The sequence below is a fragment of the Achromobacter kerstersii genome (genome assembly GCF_902859595.1).
Lineage (GTDB): Bacteria > Pseudomonadota > Gammaproteobacteria > Burkholderiales > Burkholderiaceae_B > Achromobacter > Achromobacter kerstersii.
In genome coordinates this window covers 157,364-170,515 of the sequence record NZ_CADIJQ010000001.1, presented here as the reverse complement: position 1 = coordinate 170,515, position 13,152 = coordinate 157,364, and the positions used below count along the sequence as shown (strand labels likewise).

Here is a 13,152-nt window from a genome sequence, read left to right as displayed (position 1 = left end):
TCTCCTGTTGCTATTGCTGTAGGTATGGAACCATCGTGATCTGCATGACGGGGTGGCCGGTCCGCCTCTACCGAACCGGCCGGCGCGCTAGCGCCCTTCCTGACCCAGGTCGGCCAGCGGATGCGGCTCGCCTTCGGGCCACGGCTCTTCAAAGAATTTCTGCACCCAGGCGTCCGTCGCCATATCGATGACGGCGGGATTCCAGCGCGGGTTCTTGTCCTTGTCGACCAGCAAGGCCCGGATGCCTTCGGCGAAATCGCCATGCGCGGTGCACGCCAGCGCGGCGATGTACTCGGCGCGGAATACGTCATCCAGCGAACGCAGGCGCGTGCGCTGCTGCAAGGCGAAGGCCAGGCGCACCGAACCCGGCGAGCCCGCCAGCATGGTCTTGGCGGCGCGCGCCAGCCAGGGGTCGGCGTGGTCTTTCAGCAAGGCGAGTTCTTCGTAGATCTCATCCAGGCGGTTGCCGTTGCACAGGTTGTTGATCAGGAAAGAATGCTGGCGCAGGTGGCCAGGTTCAAGCGGCGCCTGCGGCTCCAAAGCCGTCAGCGCGCGGCGCAGCAAGCCATCGTTGAGCGAACGCGGTGCAATCGCCTCCTCGGACGCGCCACCTGCCTGCCCGGCCCAGGGCTGCTCTTCCAGCGACGCCAGCAGCTTCGGCCAATCAGCGTGGTTCAGCCGGAAGTCCGCCAGCCCCGCAAAAAATGCGTCAGCCGTATTCATCTGCGCGCCGGTCAGCGCCAGGAACAAACCGATGCGGCCCGGCATGCGGTTCAGCAGCCAGCTGCCGCCCACATCAGGAAACAGGCCGATCGATACTTCGGGCATGGCCAGCCGGGACGATTCGCTGACCACACGGTGGCTCGCGCCCATCATCAGGCCAATACCGCCGCCCATGACGATGCCATGGCCCCAGCACAGGACGGGCTTCGGATAGGTGTGGATGCGGTAGTCCAGCCGATACTCGTGCTCGAAGAAGCGGCGCGCATAGGCATTGCTCCAACCGTTCTTGCCCTGGTTCTCGCTCATGCTGCGATACAGGCCGTGCAGGTCGCCGCCTGCGCAAAACGCCTTTTCGCCCGCGCCTTGCAGCACGACCAGCGCAACCCCCGGGTCGCGCGCCCACTCGTCCAGCCGCGCCGCCAGCAAGTCCACCATTTCCAGCGACAGGCCGTTCAGGGTCTGCGGCGCGTTCAGCGTCGCAATCCCGAACCGCATGCCGTTCGCCGCGCTTCTTTCTTCGAACAACACCGGTGCATTCATCTTATGTCGGCTCCTTTTTCCAACAATTGGCGGGCAATGATCACTCGCATGATCTCGTTGGTGCCCTCCAGAATCTGATGAACGCGAGTATCGCGCACCAGACGCTCCAAGGGATAGTCCCGCAAGTATCCATAGCCGCCATGAATCTGTTGCGCATCCAGACAAATCTGAAAACCCATATCGGTGGCGAAGCGCTTGGCCATCGCGCAGTAGGTGGCTGCGTCCGGCGACCCTGCATCCAGCTTGCACGCGGCCAGGCGCACCATCTGGCGCGCTGCGACCAAATGCGTGGCCATATCCGCCAGCTTGAATTGCAACGCCTGGAATTCGGCCAACCGGCGGTTGAATTGCCGGCGTTCGTCCATGTAGCGGCGGGCGGCGTCCAGCGCGCCCTGCGCCGCGCCAACCGAGCAGGTGCCGATGTTGATGCGTCCGCCGTCCAGGCCTTTCATGGCGATCTTGAAGCCTTCGCCCTCTTGCCCGAGCATATTCGCGGCCGGCACGCGCACGTTCTCAAAGGTGATGGGACGCGTGGACTGGCTGTTCCAGCCCATCTTTTCTTCCTTGCGCCCGTAACTGATGCCCGCGCTATCGGCCGGCACCGCGAAGGCGCTGATGCCGCTGGCGCCCTCACCGCCCGTGCGCGCCATGACCACCAGCAGATCGGTGTCGCCGCCGCCCGAAATGAAGGCCTTGGCGCCGTTGAGCACATAGTCGTCGCCTTGGCGCTGCGCCCGCGTGGACAGGGACGCCGCGTCGGAACCGGCGCCAGGCTCGGTCAGGCAGTAGGACGCCAGCTTCTGGCCGCTGGCCAGCAAGGGGCCCCAGTGTTCGCGCAAGGCAGGCTGACCCCATTTTCCGACCATCCAGGTGGCCATGTTGTGGATCGTCAGGAAGGCTGTGGTCGACGGGTCCACCGCCGCCATTTCCTCGAACACCAGGGTGGCGTCCAGGCGCGGCAGCCCCAGGCCGCCGATGTCTTCACTGGCATAGATGGCGCAAAAGCCCATTTCGCCAGCGCGGGCGAAGGCCTCGCGGGGGAAGATACCTTCGGCGTCCCAGCGCGCCGCATGGGGCGCGAGCTCGCCCTCGGCGTAGTCGCGGGCGGCTTGCGCAAAGGCGCGCTGCTCGTCAGTCAGTTCCAAGTCCACAGCCTGTCTCCTGTTGTCATCAGTATTGTCTGCTGGCGTTGCTGCCGTCTCGTGAACGCCAGCCCGTCGATTTTGACATGACGTTAACGTAAACGTAAGTACGAAACGGTGCCTATGTTACGCCGGAAGGCCCGGCGCCACTTGTCGCGATGATGACAATGTGTACCCGGTTATCCGGGTCCGACAGGCGGCTGGCCCGCCCCCACGCCTACAACAGACCGGCCGGCCGGACCCTGCCGTTTCTGGCGGTTTTGGCGCGGCGGTGCTCAGCGCGGCGGCGGCGCGATTCCTTGGGGTCGAAGCTCAAGCCCCGATAGATTTCAACGCGGTCGCCATCGGCCAGCCGCGCTTGGGGTTCCGTGGCGCGGCCAAAGATACCCACGCCGCGCTCCCAGGGCTGCACCACCGGGAACGCCTGCGCGAAGCCGCTGGCCGCCAAGGCGTCAGCCACCGTCGCCCCCGCCGGCAGGCTCAGTTCGCGCAACCACACGTGGCCCGGCAAGGCGTAGCAGACGCTGACGCTGACGTTAGCGCTGGCGTCGACCTGCGGCGCGGCAGTCGGCTCATTCGCCATACTTGGACTGCGCCCGCTTGGTGAAGGAATCAATGAAGCTGGTGGCGATGCGGTTGAACACCGGGCCCACCACCATTTCCAGTGCGCGGTTCGAAAACGCGTACTCCATTGTGAACAACACCTTGCACGCGTCTTCGGCCAGGGGCTGGAATTCCCAATGGCCGACCAGGCTGGAGAACGGCCCGTCCACCAGTTCAAGGTCGATCCGGTCGGGATAGACGTGGGTGTTGCGCGTGGTGAAGCGCTGCTTCATCCCCGCGAAGCTGATCAGGATAGAGGCCTGCATGCCGTGCTCGTCGCGGGTTTGCACCTCGGCGCCGCCACACCACGGCATGAACTCGGGGTACTTTTCCACGTCGGCAACCAGATCAAACATCTGGGCGGCGCTGTAAGGCACCAGGACGGATCGTTGTACTTTGTGCATCGACTATCGCAAATGGCTAGAATGGCAAGATTTTACCGGCACTGCACGACCTAAGCCTAATGTGGGTATCCACCGGGCCATCAACCCTCAGGCAAAACCCTCAGGCAAAACCCCCAGGCGAAACCTCAGGCAAAAAACAAGCCCCGGGCAAAAGACACGAGGGGCAAAAAAGCAATATGAGCAAAAAGGCGTTATGAGCATTATCGACAATCGCAAAGCCACGCACGACTATTTCATCGAAGACCGCTACGAAGCCGGCCTTGTCCTGCAAGGCTGGGAAGTCAAAGCGATTCGCGATGGCCGCGTGCAGCTCAAGGAAAGCTACGTCATCGTACGCGATGGCGAACTGTACCTGCTGGGCATGCACGTCAGCCCGCTGCCCACGGCGTCCACCCATATCCACCCCGACGCCATGCGCACGCGCAAGCTGCTGCTCAAGGCCGAAGAAATCAGCAAGCTCATCGGCAAGGTCGAGCAGCGCGGCTACACCTTGGTGCCGCTGAACCTGCACTATAAGAACGGCCGCATCAAGCTGGATTTCGCGTTGGGCCGCGGCAAGAAGCTGTTCGACAAGCGCGACACCGCGCGCGAGAAAGACTGGCAGCGCGAGAAAGAACGCATCATGAAGCACGACACGCGCGCGCCGCGCAAAGACAAAGACGATTGATTCACGCAGCAGCCGGGACGGGCGGCGCCAGCACCTCGGCCGGCTCACCCGGCCCGACGATGCGGTTGCGCCCCGCCGCCTTGGCGGCGTAGAGCTTGCGATCCGCCCGTTCAAAAAAGGCCTCGAAGTTCTCGCCCGGCACCCAATCCGCAACGCCCGCGCTGAACGTGTACGAGATCGTGCTGCCGCCGTGCGCACAAGGCGTGCGCCGGGTGGAGTCCAGCAATCTGGCCGCCACCTCCATCACCGCGTCGCTGCGCAGGTCGGGAAACAGCACGCCGAATTCCTCGCCGCCCACGCGGCCCACATGATCTCCCGTACGCAGCGTGACCGTGGCCAGCAGGCCAAAATGCCGCAGTACCGCATCGCCCGCCGCGTGCCCATGCATGTCGTTGATGCGCTTGAAGTGGTCGACATCCAATAGCAACAAGGTCAGCGGCCGCCGCGTGCGCAGCGCCTGCGCGCAGTAGCGCTCGGCCTGCATCCACCACGCCTTGCGCGACATCAGCCCGGTCAGGAAGTCGGTATTCAGTTCGTGCTCGCGATCCGCCAGCATGCGATCGTGAATGATCATGATCGTGCCCAGCGTCAGGCACGGCATGGTCAGCACACCCAAGGTCAGGAAGGTGATGTTCCAGACCGTGGGTTCCAGCAAGGTCTGGGGAATGGCCAGGTCGAACAGGTAGACCGCCGCCCGCAGCGCGCAGACCAGGGCCGAAATCAGCGCGGCAACCCACAGAAAGCGATAGCTATAGCGCGAGCGGTGGGCAGGCATGTTGCGCTGGAGGGTGTGCGCCACGGCCAGCATGAAGCCCATCTGCAAGAACGACATCGCCACGATGCGCGGCCCGATCTGCCAGTCCAAATAGGTGCAGACCAGCACCACCGGCAGGGCCAGCAGGCAGCCCAGCATCATCAGATGCCGCGGAACGCTTAGGCCCAGCAGCCGCCTGACGCCCGTGTAATACGAGCACAGCGCCAGCGCGACGGCCACGTTGGGTACCAGCACCGACAACCACAGCGGCGCCGCCGTGTTCTGTAGCCCGAACGTAAAAAACGCCAACAGCGTGAGCAAGTTGGCGCGTATGGTTTCGCGGATGCCCGCCATGCCGCTGCGAGCCAGGGACCCCAGCACGCAAAGAGAAAGGACTCCCGCCAGTGCTGCTATCAGAAGCAAATTAACGGGAGCGATCATGGGCGGCGCGCGGTAAGGCGCGAGGTCAGGTGTTGCGCGTGGACTTCACGATGGTCATGGCCGAGGCGATCATGCCGCCAACGTCGGACATGTTGGCCGGCAGGATCAGCGTGTTGCCTTCCTTGGCCACATTGGCGAACGCTTCGACATAGCGTTCTGCGACCTTCAGGTTGACGGCTTCCATGCCGCCCGGCTGACGCACGGCGTCGGCCACTTGCGTGATGGCCTTGGCGGTGGCTTCAGCAATGGCCAGCACTGCGGCAGCTTCACCTTGCGCCTGGTTGATCTGCGCCTGCTTTTCACCTTCCGAGCGGGCGATGGCGGCTTCGCGTTCACCGGTGGCGATGTTGATCTGTTCCTGGCGGCGGCCTTCGGAAGCGGCGATCAGCGCACGCTTTTCACGCTCGGCGGTGATCTGCGCCTGCATCGAACGCAAGATCTCGTTGGGCGGCGTCAAATCCTTGATCTCGTAGCGCAACACCTTCACGCCCCAGTTCAGCGCGGCCTCGTCCAACGACGCGACGATATTGCTGTTGATGGAATCACGCTCTTCGAACGTGCGGTCCAGCTCCATCTTGCCGATGACCGAACGCAAGGTCGTCTGCGCCAGCTGCGTGATGGCCGAGATGTAGTTCGACGAGCCATACGATGCACGCATCGGATCGGTCACCTGGAAGTACAGCACGCCGTCGACTTGCAGCTGCGTGTTGTCACGCGTGATGCAAACCTGGCTGGGCACGTCCAGCGGAATTTCCTTCAGCGAATGCTTGTAGGACACGCGCTCGATAAACGGAATGACAAAGCCCGCGCCCGGTGACAGAACGCGGTCGAATTTGCCCAGGCGTTCGACCACCCAGGCGTGCTGCTGGGGCACGATGGCGATCGCTTTGATGACGATAAGAATCGCCAGTGCGACGACAACGAGCAGGACGATAGTGGAAGTATCGATGATCATTTGGAACTTCTCCTGGAGTGAGTGCGGAGGCGGCCTTGCTTGCCGGCAAGGGCGCCCGCCTCGGGCTGCGCGAAGCGTGGCCCGGTGTTACTGCGCCGACATTTCTACGCCGGCATTTTTTACGCCGAGATTATTGCGCCGAATCCGGCTTGCCCCTTGGGGTCAGCACCAGCGTCGAGCCGCGCAATTCGGTGATGGTGTGTTCGCCCGCATGCGGCGTTTTGCCTGGGGCCAATTCCGCTTGCCAGTGCGCGCCGCGATACCAGACGCGCGCGGTGCGGTGTTCCGACCAGGCCTCGACGGTAACCGTCTGGCCGATATCCAGATTCACATCGACATTGCGGGCCGAATTGACTTCACGCTTTTTCAGGACACGCGTCTTGCGCAGGACCAGCAGGCCCAGCAGCAACACGACGCCGCAGGCCACCAGTTGCCATTCCTGGCCAATGTTCAACCACGCGGCAACGCCGCCGGCCGCCAGCCCCAGGGCCACCAGCAGCAAATAGAAAGTACCCGTCGCCAGTTCCCCGATGAGGGCCAGCGCGGCCAATCCCAACCAAATCCACATGGTGTTTAAGTCGCCTGAAAGGATGAGTCGTGAGCGGATTGTACGTATTTCCGGGACGCAACGGGTACGCTGGCGGCGGTCATGAACAATTGCACTGGATTATGATGTGCCCTGACGCGGCGGTCCCACCCGGATTTTCCGCGTCTGCCTTTTCTTCGATCAAGCATCCATGACCGCTGCAACTTCCACTGCCCTACCCGTTCTGATCCTGCACACCGGGGACCCGGACGACACGCTTAAAAGCCAGTTCGGCGGCTATGCCGAACAACTGTCGAAGGCGGCCGGCTTGGCCACGGACGACATCGAGATCGTGGCCGTGCATGAAGGCCAGCGCCCCCAGTTGCCCGCGCAATACCGCGCCGCGCTGATCACGGGCTCGCCCGCCATGGTGACGGATAAGGAACCCTGGAGCGAAGACACCGCCGCGTGGCTGCGCGACGCCGCCGCCGCAGGCTTGCCGATGTTCGGCGTGTGCTACGGCCACCAATTGCTGGCGCATGCCCTGGGCGGCAAGGTCGGCTACAACCCGTCTGGCCGCGAAGTGGGCACGCAAACGGTGGAACTGCTGCCGCAGGCCTCGGGCGACAAGCTGCTGGCCGGCCTGCCGCCGACCTTCCCCGCGCAGATGCTACATGCGCAAACTGTGCTGCAACCGCCGCCGGGCGCCGCCGTGCTGGCGCGCTCGGACCTGGACGAGCACCAGATGATCCGTATCGGCAGAAACGTGTTTTCGACCCAGTTCCACCCGGAATTCGGCCCCGACTTTGTCCGCGCCCACCTGGAGCGTTACGGCCGCCGTTACGCTGCCGAAAACCTGGATATGCCCGACCTGACGGCGAACGTGCGCGCGACCCCGGTGGCGGGCGAACTGCTGCGCCGCTTTCTGGACGCGTACGCGCCCGCCTGAACGCACGGCGCGCGCAATATCCGGAGTGCGGTGCGCGGCGGGGCTTGAGACCATGAGTCATAGCGTATTTCTCCACGCGCATGTCAGGAGTCCCTTATGAGCCCCGCCGTCGCCCCCTTGAGCAAACAGCACGCCGCCGCCGTCGAGCGTGCCTGCCGCGCGCTCGAGGCCGAGCAGCCGCCCGATCTGTCCACGCTGGCCGAGCAGGCCGGCATGAGCCGCTACCATTTCCACCGCATCTTCAAGGCCGTCACGGGCATCACGCCCAAGGCCTACGCCAGCGCCCTGCGCGCCGGGCGCGCGCGCCAACACCTGAAAGCCAGCGCCAGCGTCACCGACGCCATGTATGACGCCGGCTTCAATTCCAGCGGCCGCTTCTATGAAGCCGCGCCCGCCATCCTGGGCATGACGCCCACCGCTTTTCGCAAGAACGGCGAAGGCGTCGACATCCGTTTCGCCGTGGCGCAATGTTCATTGGGCGCGCTGCTGGTGGCGGCCAGCGACACCGGCATCTGCGAAATCGCCCTGGATGCCGATCCCGAAACCCTGGTTCGCAACTTGCAAGACCGCTTCAAGGCCGCCCGCCTGATTGGCGCGGATGCGGAATTTGAAACCTGGGTCGCCGCCGTGGTGGGCTTTGTGGAAGACCCATCGCGGGGCTTGGACCTGCCCCTGGATGTGCGCGGCACCGCATTCCAGCGCCGGGTCTGGGAAGCGCTGCGCGAGATTCCGGTAGGCGCTACCGCCACGTATACGCAAGTGGCCGAACGCATCGGACACCCGCGAGCCGTGCGCGCCGTGGCCCGCGCTTGCGCCACCAACAACATCGCGCTTGCCATCCCCTGCCACCGCGTGGTGCGCACCGATGGCTCCATGGCCGGCTACCGCTGGGGCATCGACCGCAAGCGCGAACTGATCGCGCGCGAGGCGCAGGCGGCCTGATCCTTGCGCCGCGCGCCGTCCGTCTCGGTCAGGCGGTGGCGATACGCCTTGCCGCCGTCCGACTCGATCATGCCGTCGTGATCTCCCTTGCCACCTCCCCCAGAAACGCCTCGATCGCGGCCGCAAGCGCGAGCGGCGTTTCGTTCATGGGATAGTGGCCGGCGTTATCCAGCACCTCAACACTGGCCCGGCGATAGCGGCGCAGATAGGTTTGCGCCATCAACTCCGCGTTGAAGGTCGGGTCGTGCTTGCCCACCAGGACTTTCACGGGATGGCGCCCGTCGATAGCCTCAGTGAAATCCGTATCGGCCCACGCGTGCAGGTAAGCAGCGAAGGCGTCGGGGATTGAGCACGCCACTGAATACGCCGCCTTCCATTCGACCCACTGCGCGGGCAAACGGCCACCGGTGCTGCGGTCAATGATGGTCTGGCGAAGCTCGGCGCGCGTTGCGGCCGCCTCCAGCATCTGGTGCGTCGCCGGGTCGTACCGGATACCCCCGCAAGGCACGGGCGCAATCGCCACCAGTGCGCGTACCCGCTCGGGCGCCAAGGTGGCGATACGCTCGATTGCCATGCCGCCCATGGAATGCCCAATCAGGCTGAAGGTCTCGAATCCGAGTTTGTCTGCAAGCGCCAGCGCATCGGCAGCGATTTCGTCGATGGTGTACGTCCCCGATTCGTCGCGCCTGCCGCCGTAACCGCGGTAGTTCATGAACACGTAGCGATAGGCGTCGCGGGACAGCCACGGTTCGATCGGCTCGAACGCATGCGCGTCGCCAAACCAGCCATGCAGAACAAGAACAGCGTGGGGGCCATTACCCACGGAATGAAAAGTGCCGGGCATCCTGCCTCCGATGCGGATGAAACGTCGCCGGCATCCGGCGACACGAGGCAGGAATCGTATGCCGGCCCTACATGGCCCGCCTTCGTTATCGGGTCATTCTCTGTAGAATTCAGGCCATGCGAAATACCCTGGTCGATCCGTTTGAAGACATTCCGCGCGCGGTGGTCGTGACCGCGAACGAGTATGCGGCCGGGTCGACGTTTCCCGTGCACGCGCACCGGCGGGGCCAGTTCGCGTTTGCCTCGCGCGGCACCATCAGCGTCGCCACGCCAGCGGGCCGGTGGCTCGTGCCCCCGCAACGGGCGTGCTGGGTGCCTGCCGGCGTCACGCACGAAATGACCATGTCGGGCCAGGTCACCATGCTTAACGCCTTCGTATCGCAACGCGAAGCCGACGCCGCCCGGATGCCGGACCATTGCTGCGTCTACGGCGTATCGGCCTTGCTCAAGCAGCTATTGCAGGACGCAGTCGACCTGCCTGCGCTGTACGACACCCAAGGCCGCGCGGGCAAGCTGATGGCGATGCTGGTGGCGGAAATCGCGTTCATGCCCCGCCTGTCGCTGCATGCCCCTCTGCCGCAAGACCCGCGGCTGGTGCGCGCATGCCAGCAAGTGTTCGATACGCCCTCGATTTCGGTCGGGCTCGACGTCATGGCCAGCCAGGCGGGCATGAGCCGTCGCACCTTTACCCGCTTGTTCCGCGCACAAACCGGCGCGAGTTTTGCCGATTGGCGCCAGCAAGTCTGCCTGCTTGCCGCCATCGAACGTTTAAGCCAAGGGCAGCCCGTCACCCGCGTTGCACTGGATCTGGGTTACGCCAGCCCGAGTGCGTTCGCGTCTGCGTTCCGCCGTGCGCTTGGGCAAACGCCGACCCGTTACCTGGAAGCGCGCCGGGCGGCGTGACATCGCCCCTGCCCCCGCGCCCTTGCACCCTTGCACCCTTGCGCCCTTGCACCCTTGTGCCCTTGTGCCCTTGCACCCTTGCACCCTTGCGCCCTTGCACCCTTGTGCCCTTGTGCACTTGCGCCCTTGTGAACGCATCCCCTTGCTCTCACCCCCTCGCATCCGCATAGAAAAAAAGCCCCGCATCCTTTCAGATGCGGGGCTTTTTACTGGCCAGTCAGCCGATTACTTGGCCAGACGCTGCCACGTTTCGACAACGGTATCCGGGTTGAGCGACATCGACAGGATGCCCTCGTCCTTCAGCCATTGCGCGAAGTCCGGGTGATCGCTGGGGCCTTGGCCGCAGATACCCACGTACTTGTTGGCGGCCAGGCAAGCCTTGATCGCGCGGCGCAGCATGAACTTCACGGCTTCGTCGCGTTCGTCGAAGTCGGCAGCCAGCAGCTCCATACCCGAGTCGCGGTCCAGGCCCAGCGTGAGCTGGGTCATGTCGTTCGAACCGATCGAGAAGCCGTCGAAGAATTGCAGGAATTCGTCGGCCAGGATGGCGTTGGACGGCACTTCGCACATCATGATCAGCTTCAGGCCGTTTTCGCCACGCGCCAGACCGTGCTTGGCCAGCAGGTTCACAACCTTTTCGGCCTGACCCACCGTGCGCACGAACGGCACCATGATTTCAACGTTGGTCAGGCCCATGTCGTCGCGGACCTTCTTCAGCGCTTCGCATTCCATGCGGAAGCACTCGGCGAAGTCTTCAGCGATGTAGCGCGACGCGCCGCGGAAGCCCAGCATGGGGTTCTCTTCCTCGGGCTCGTAGCGCGAACCGCCCACCAGCTTGCGGTACTCGTTGGACTTGAAGTCCGACATGCGCACGATGACCGGCTTCGGGTAGAACGCGGCGGCAATCGTCGCCACGCCTTCCGCCATCTTCTCGACGAAGAATGCGCGCGGGCTGGCGTGCCCGCGAGCGGCCGATTCCACGGCCTTCTTCAGCTCGCCGTCCACATTCGGGTAGTCCAGGACTGCCTTCGGGTGGATGCCGATGTTGTTGTTGATGATGAATTCCAGACGCGCCAGGCCCACGCCGCTGTTGGGGATCTGCGCGAAGTCGAACGCCAGCTGGGGGTTGCCCACGTTCATCATGATCTTCAGATCGATGGCGGGCATTTCGCCGCGGCGCACTTCTTCCACTTCGGTTTCGATCAAGCCGTCATAGATGCGGCCTTCGTCGCCTTCCGCGCAAGACACGGTCACGGCCTGGCCTTCCTTCAGCAGGTCAGTCGCGTTACCGCAACCCACCACAGCCGGAATGCCCAGTTCGCGCGCGATGATCGCGGCGTGGCACGTACGGCCGCCACGGTTCGTCACGATGGCCGCGGCACGCTTCATCACGGGCTCCCAGTTGGGGTCCGTCATGTCGGTGACCAGCACGTCGCCCGGCTGGACCTTGTCCATGTCGGAGATGTCGCCCACGACGCGGACGGGGCCGGCGCCAATCTTCTGGCCAATTGCGCGGCCCGTAATCAGGACCTGGCCGGTGGCCTTCAGGCGGTAGCGCTGCTGCACGTCGTTCACGCCCTGCTGCGACTTCACCGTTTCCGGACGCGCTTGCAGGATGTAGATCTTGCCGTCGACGCCGTCGCGGCCCCACTCGATGTCCATCGGGCGCTTGTAGTGCTGTTCGATGATGACGGCGTAGCGGGCCAGTTCATTGACCTCGTCGTCGGTCAGCGAGTAGCGGTTGCGCTCGGACACGGGCACGTCAACGGTACGCACGGCGCGGCCTTCCGGACGCTCCGGGTCGAATTCCATCTTGATCAGCTTGGAGCCAATGCGGCGGCCAACGATCGGGAACTTGCCTTGAGCCAGCGTGGGCTTGAAGACGTAGAACTCGTCGGGGTTGACGGCGCCTTGCACAACGGTTTCGCCCAGGCCGTAGGACGACGTGATGAACACGACGTCTTCAAAACCCGATTCGGTGTCGATGGTGAACATGACGCCGGCGCTGCCCTTGTCGGAACGCACCATCCGCTGAATGCCGGCCGACAGGGCGACATCGGCGTGGGCGTAGCCCTTGTGCACGCGATAGGAAATGGCGCGGTCGTTGTACAGCGACGCGAACACGTGGCGGATCTTGTCCAGCACGTCATCAATGCCAACGACGTTCAGGAAGGTTTCCTGCTGGCCGGCGAACGAGGCGTCGGGCAAGTCTTCTGCGGTGGCGGAGGAGCGCACGGCAAACGAGCCCTTGCCGTCAGCGTCGAGCTTGGCAAAGGCTTCGCGGATTTGTGCTTCGAATTCAGCCGAGAACGGCGCTTCGACGATCCATTGGCGGATCTGCGCGCCGGCGTTGGCCAGCTCGCGCACGTCTTCGGGGTTCAGCGTGGTCAGGCGTTCAGCAATGCGCTGGTCCAGGCCCGAGGCTTTCAGGAAATCACGGAAAGCGTCGGCGGTCGTGGCAAAGCCGCCCGGAACGCGGACACCCGCGCCAGACAGCTGGCTGATCATTTCGCCTAGTGATGCGTTCTTGCCTCCTACCGAGTCCACGTCCGTCATGCGGAGCTGCTCGAACAAAACAACATACGACATTGAAGTCACCTTTTACAATGGAATGAAAGCGAGTTAGGTCAAAGCATGAATCAAGCACAAAACACTGCTTTTTCAGACGCTGACCAAACTGGCCTTGGACCGCCCTTGGGGTGACTTATAGGGGCCTGATTGTACTCGGTGGAGTACCCTCGGCTATCTGACTGGTTGGAA

General features: G+C 63.9%; 13 protein-coding genes. 4 read left to right on the top strand and 9 right to left on the bottom strand.

The window, feature by feature from the left end; all coding sequences use genetic code 11:
- Positions 1–87: 87 nt before the first annotated feature.
- From HV765_RS00790 to HV765_RS00775, 4 genes are all read right to left on the bottom strand, one after another.
- On the bottom strand, positions 88–1,263 hold the full coding sequence (locus tag HV765_RS00790) for an enoyl-CoA hydratase/isomerase family protein (protein ID WP_054425812.1): 1,176 nt from the start codon (positions 1,261–1,263) through the stop codon (positions 88–90).
- Positions 1,260–2,414 (bottom strand): acyl-CoA dehydrogenase family protein, encoded by a 1,155-nt coding sequence (locus HV765_RS00785; protein WP_175168452.1) that lies wholly within the window; start codon positions 2,412–2,414, stop codon positions 1,260–1,262. The genes HV765_RS00790 and HV765_RS00785 overlap by 4 nt, the downstream gene beginning before the upstream one ends.
- Positions 2,415–2,622: 208 nt before the next feature.
- Complete coding sequence (locus HV765_RS00780; protein WP_175168451.1) at positions 2,623–2,988, bottom strand: RnfH family protein; 366 nt, start codon at positions 2,986–2,988, stop codon at positions 2,623–2,625.
- Positions 2,978–3,412 (bottom strand): type II toxin-antitoxin system RatA family toxin, encoded by a 435-nt coding sequence (locus HV765_RS00775; protein ID WP_054425818.1) that lies wholly within the window; start codon positions 3,410–3,412, stop codon positions 2,978–2,980. Before HV765_RS00775 ends, HV765_RS00780 begins: the two co-directional genes overlap by 11 nt.
- A 61-nt stretch (positions 3,413–3,473) precedes the next feature.
- Between HV765_RS00775 and smpB the strand changes: the two genes are divergently transcribed.
- Positions 3,474–4,079, top strand: a complete 606-nt coding sequence (gene smpB, locus HV765_RS00770) for an SsrA-binding protein SmpB (protein WP_276529717.1) — start codon at positions 3,474–3,476, stop codon at positions 4,077–4,079.
- Position 4,080: 1 nt separating this feature from the next.
- On the opposite strand, the gene HV765_RS00765 is transcribed toward smpB, so the two are convergent.
- From HV765_RS00765 to HV765_RS00755, 3 genes are all read right to left on the bottom strand, one after another.
- Positions 4,081–5,274: a GGDEF domain-containing protein gene (locus tag HV765_RS00765; RefSeq protein WP_175168450.1), complete on the bottom strand. Its 1,194-nt coding sequence runs from the start codon at positions 5,272–5,274 to the stop codon at positions 4,081–4,083.
- A gap of 25 nt (positions 5,275–5,299) precedes the next feature.
- Positions 5,300–6,226 (bottom strand): SPFH domain-containing protein, encoded by a 927-nt coding sequence (locus HV765_RS00760; protein ID WP_156336837.1) that lies wholly within the window; start codon positions 6,224–6,226, stop codon positions 5,300–5,302.
- A 133-nt stretch (positions 6,227–6,359) separates the two neighbouring features.
- Entirely contained in the window at positions 6,360–6,797 is a 438-nt protein-coding gene (locus tag HV765_RS00755) for an NfeD family protein (RefSeq protein WP_054425824.1), read from the bottom strand.
- A 169-nt stretch (positions 6,798–6,966) separates the two neighbouring features.
- Between HV765_RS00755 and HV765_RS00750 the strand changes: the two genes are divergently transcribed.
- A complete protein-coding gene (locus HV765_RS00750) occupies positions 6,967–7,704 on the top strand; it encodes a glutamine amidotransferase (RefSeq protein ID WP_175168449.1) in 738 nt (245 codons plus the stop codon).
- Between the two features lie 96 nt (positions 7,705–7,800).
- Positions 7,801–8,646 carry a bifunctional transcriptional activator/DNA repair enzyme AdaA gene (locus HV765_RS00745; protein ID WP_054425827.1) on the top strand — a complete coding sequence of 282 codons (846 nt, stop codon included), beginning with the start codon at positions 7,801–7,803 and terminating at the stop codon, positions 8,644–8,646.
- 67 nt (positions 8,647–8,713) lie between these two features.
- On the opposite strand, the gene HV765_RS00740 is transcribed toward HV765_RS00745, so the two are convergent.
- Complete coding sequence (locus tag HV765_RS00740) at positions 8,714–9,490, bottom strand: alpha/beta fold hydrolase (protein WP_175168448.1); 777 nt, start codon at positions 9,488–9,490, stop codon at positions 8,714–8,716.
- Between the two features lie 116 nt (positions 9,491–9,606).
- Between HV765_RS00740 and HV765_RS00735 the strand changes: the two genes are divergently transcribed.
- On the top strand, positions 9,607–10,392 hold the full coding sequence (locus tag HV765_RS00735) for an AraC family transcriptional regulator (RefSeq protein WP_175168447.1): 786 nt from the start codon (positions 9,607–9,609) through the stop codon (positions 10,390–10,392).
- A 225-nt stretch (positions 10,393–10,617) separates the two neighbouring features.
- On the opposite strand, the gene ppsA is transcribed toward HV765_RS00735, so the two are convergent.
- Complete coding sequence (gene ppsA / locus HV765_RS00730) at positions 10,618–12,981, bottom strand: phosphoenolpyruvate synthase (protein ID WP_175168446.1); 2,364 nt, start codon at positions 12,979–12,981, stop codon at positions 10,618–10,620.
- Positions 12,982–13,152 lie beyond the last annotated feature (171 nt).

Bases quoted from the DNA above. Each gene is read 5' to 3' on its own strand.
- HV765_RS00755 (WP_054425824.1), bottom strand. From the start codon at position 6,797: ATGTGGATTTGGTTGGGATTGGCCGCGCTGGCCCTCATCGGGGAACTG.
- HV765_RS00765 (WP_175168450.1), bottom strand. From the start codon at position 5,274: ATGATCGCTCCCGTTAATTTGCTTCTGATAGCAGCACTGGCGGGAGTC.
- HV765_RS00740 (WP_175168448.1), bottom strand. From the start codon at position 9,490: ATGCCCGGCACTTTTCATTCCGTGGGTAATGGCCCCCACGCTGTTCTT.
- HV765_RS00750 (WP_175168449.1), top strand. From the start codon at position 6,967: ATGACCGCTGCAACTTCCACTGCCCTACCCGTTCTGATCCTGCACACC.
- HV765_RS00790 (WP_054425812.1), bottom strand. From the start codon at position 1,263: ATGAATGCACCGGTGTTGTTCGAAGAAAGAAGCGCGGCGAACGGCATG.
- HV765_RS00735 (WP_175168447.1), top strand. From the start codon at position 9,607: ATGCGAAATACCCTGGTCGATCCGTTTGAAGACATTCCGCGCGCGGTG.
- HV765_RS00780 (WP_175168451.1), bottom strand. From the start codon at position 2,988: ATGGCGAATGAGCCGACTGCCGCGCCGCAGGTCGACGCCAGCGCTAAC.
- ppsA (WP_175168446.1), bottom strand. From the start codon at position 12,981: ATGTCGTATGTTGTTTTGTTCGAGCAGCTCCGCATGACGGACGTGGAC.
- HV765_RS00745 (WP_054425827.1), top strand. From the start codon at position 7,801: ATGAGCCCCGCCGTCGCCCCCTTGAGCAAACAGCACGCCGCCGCCGTC.
- HV765_RS00775 (WP_054425818.1), bottom strand. From the start codon at position 3,412: ATGCACAAAGTACAACGATCCGTCCTGGTGCCTTACAGCGCCGCCCAG.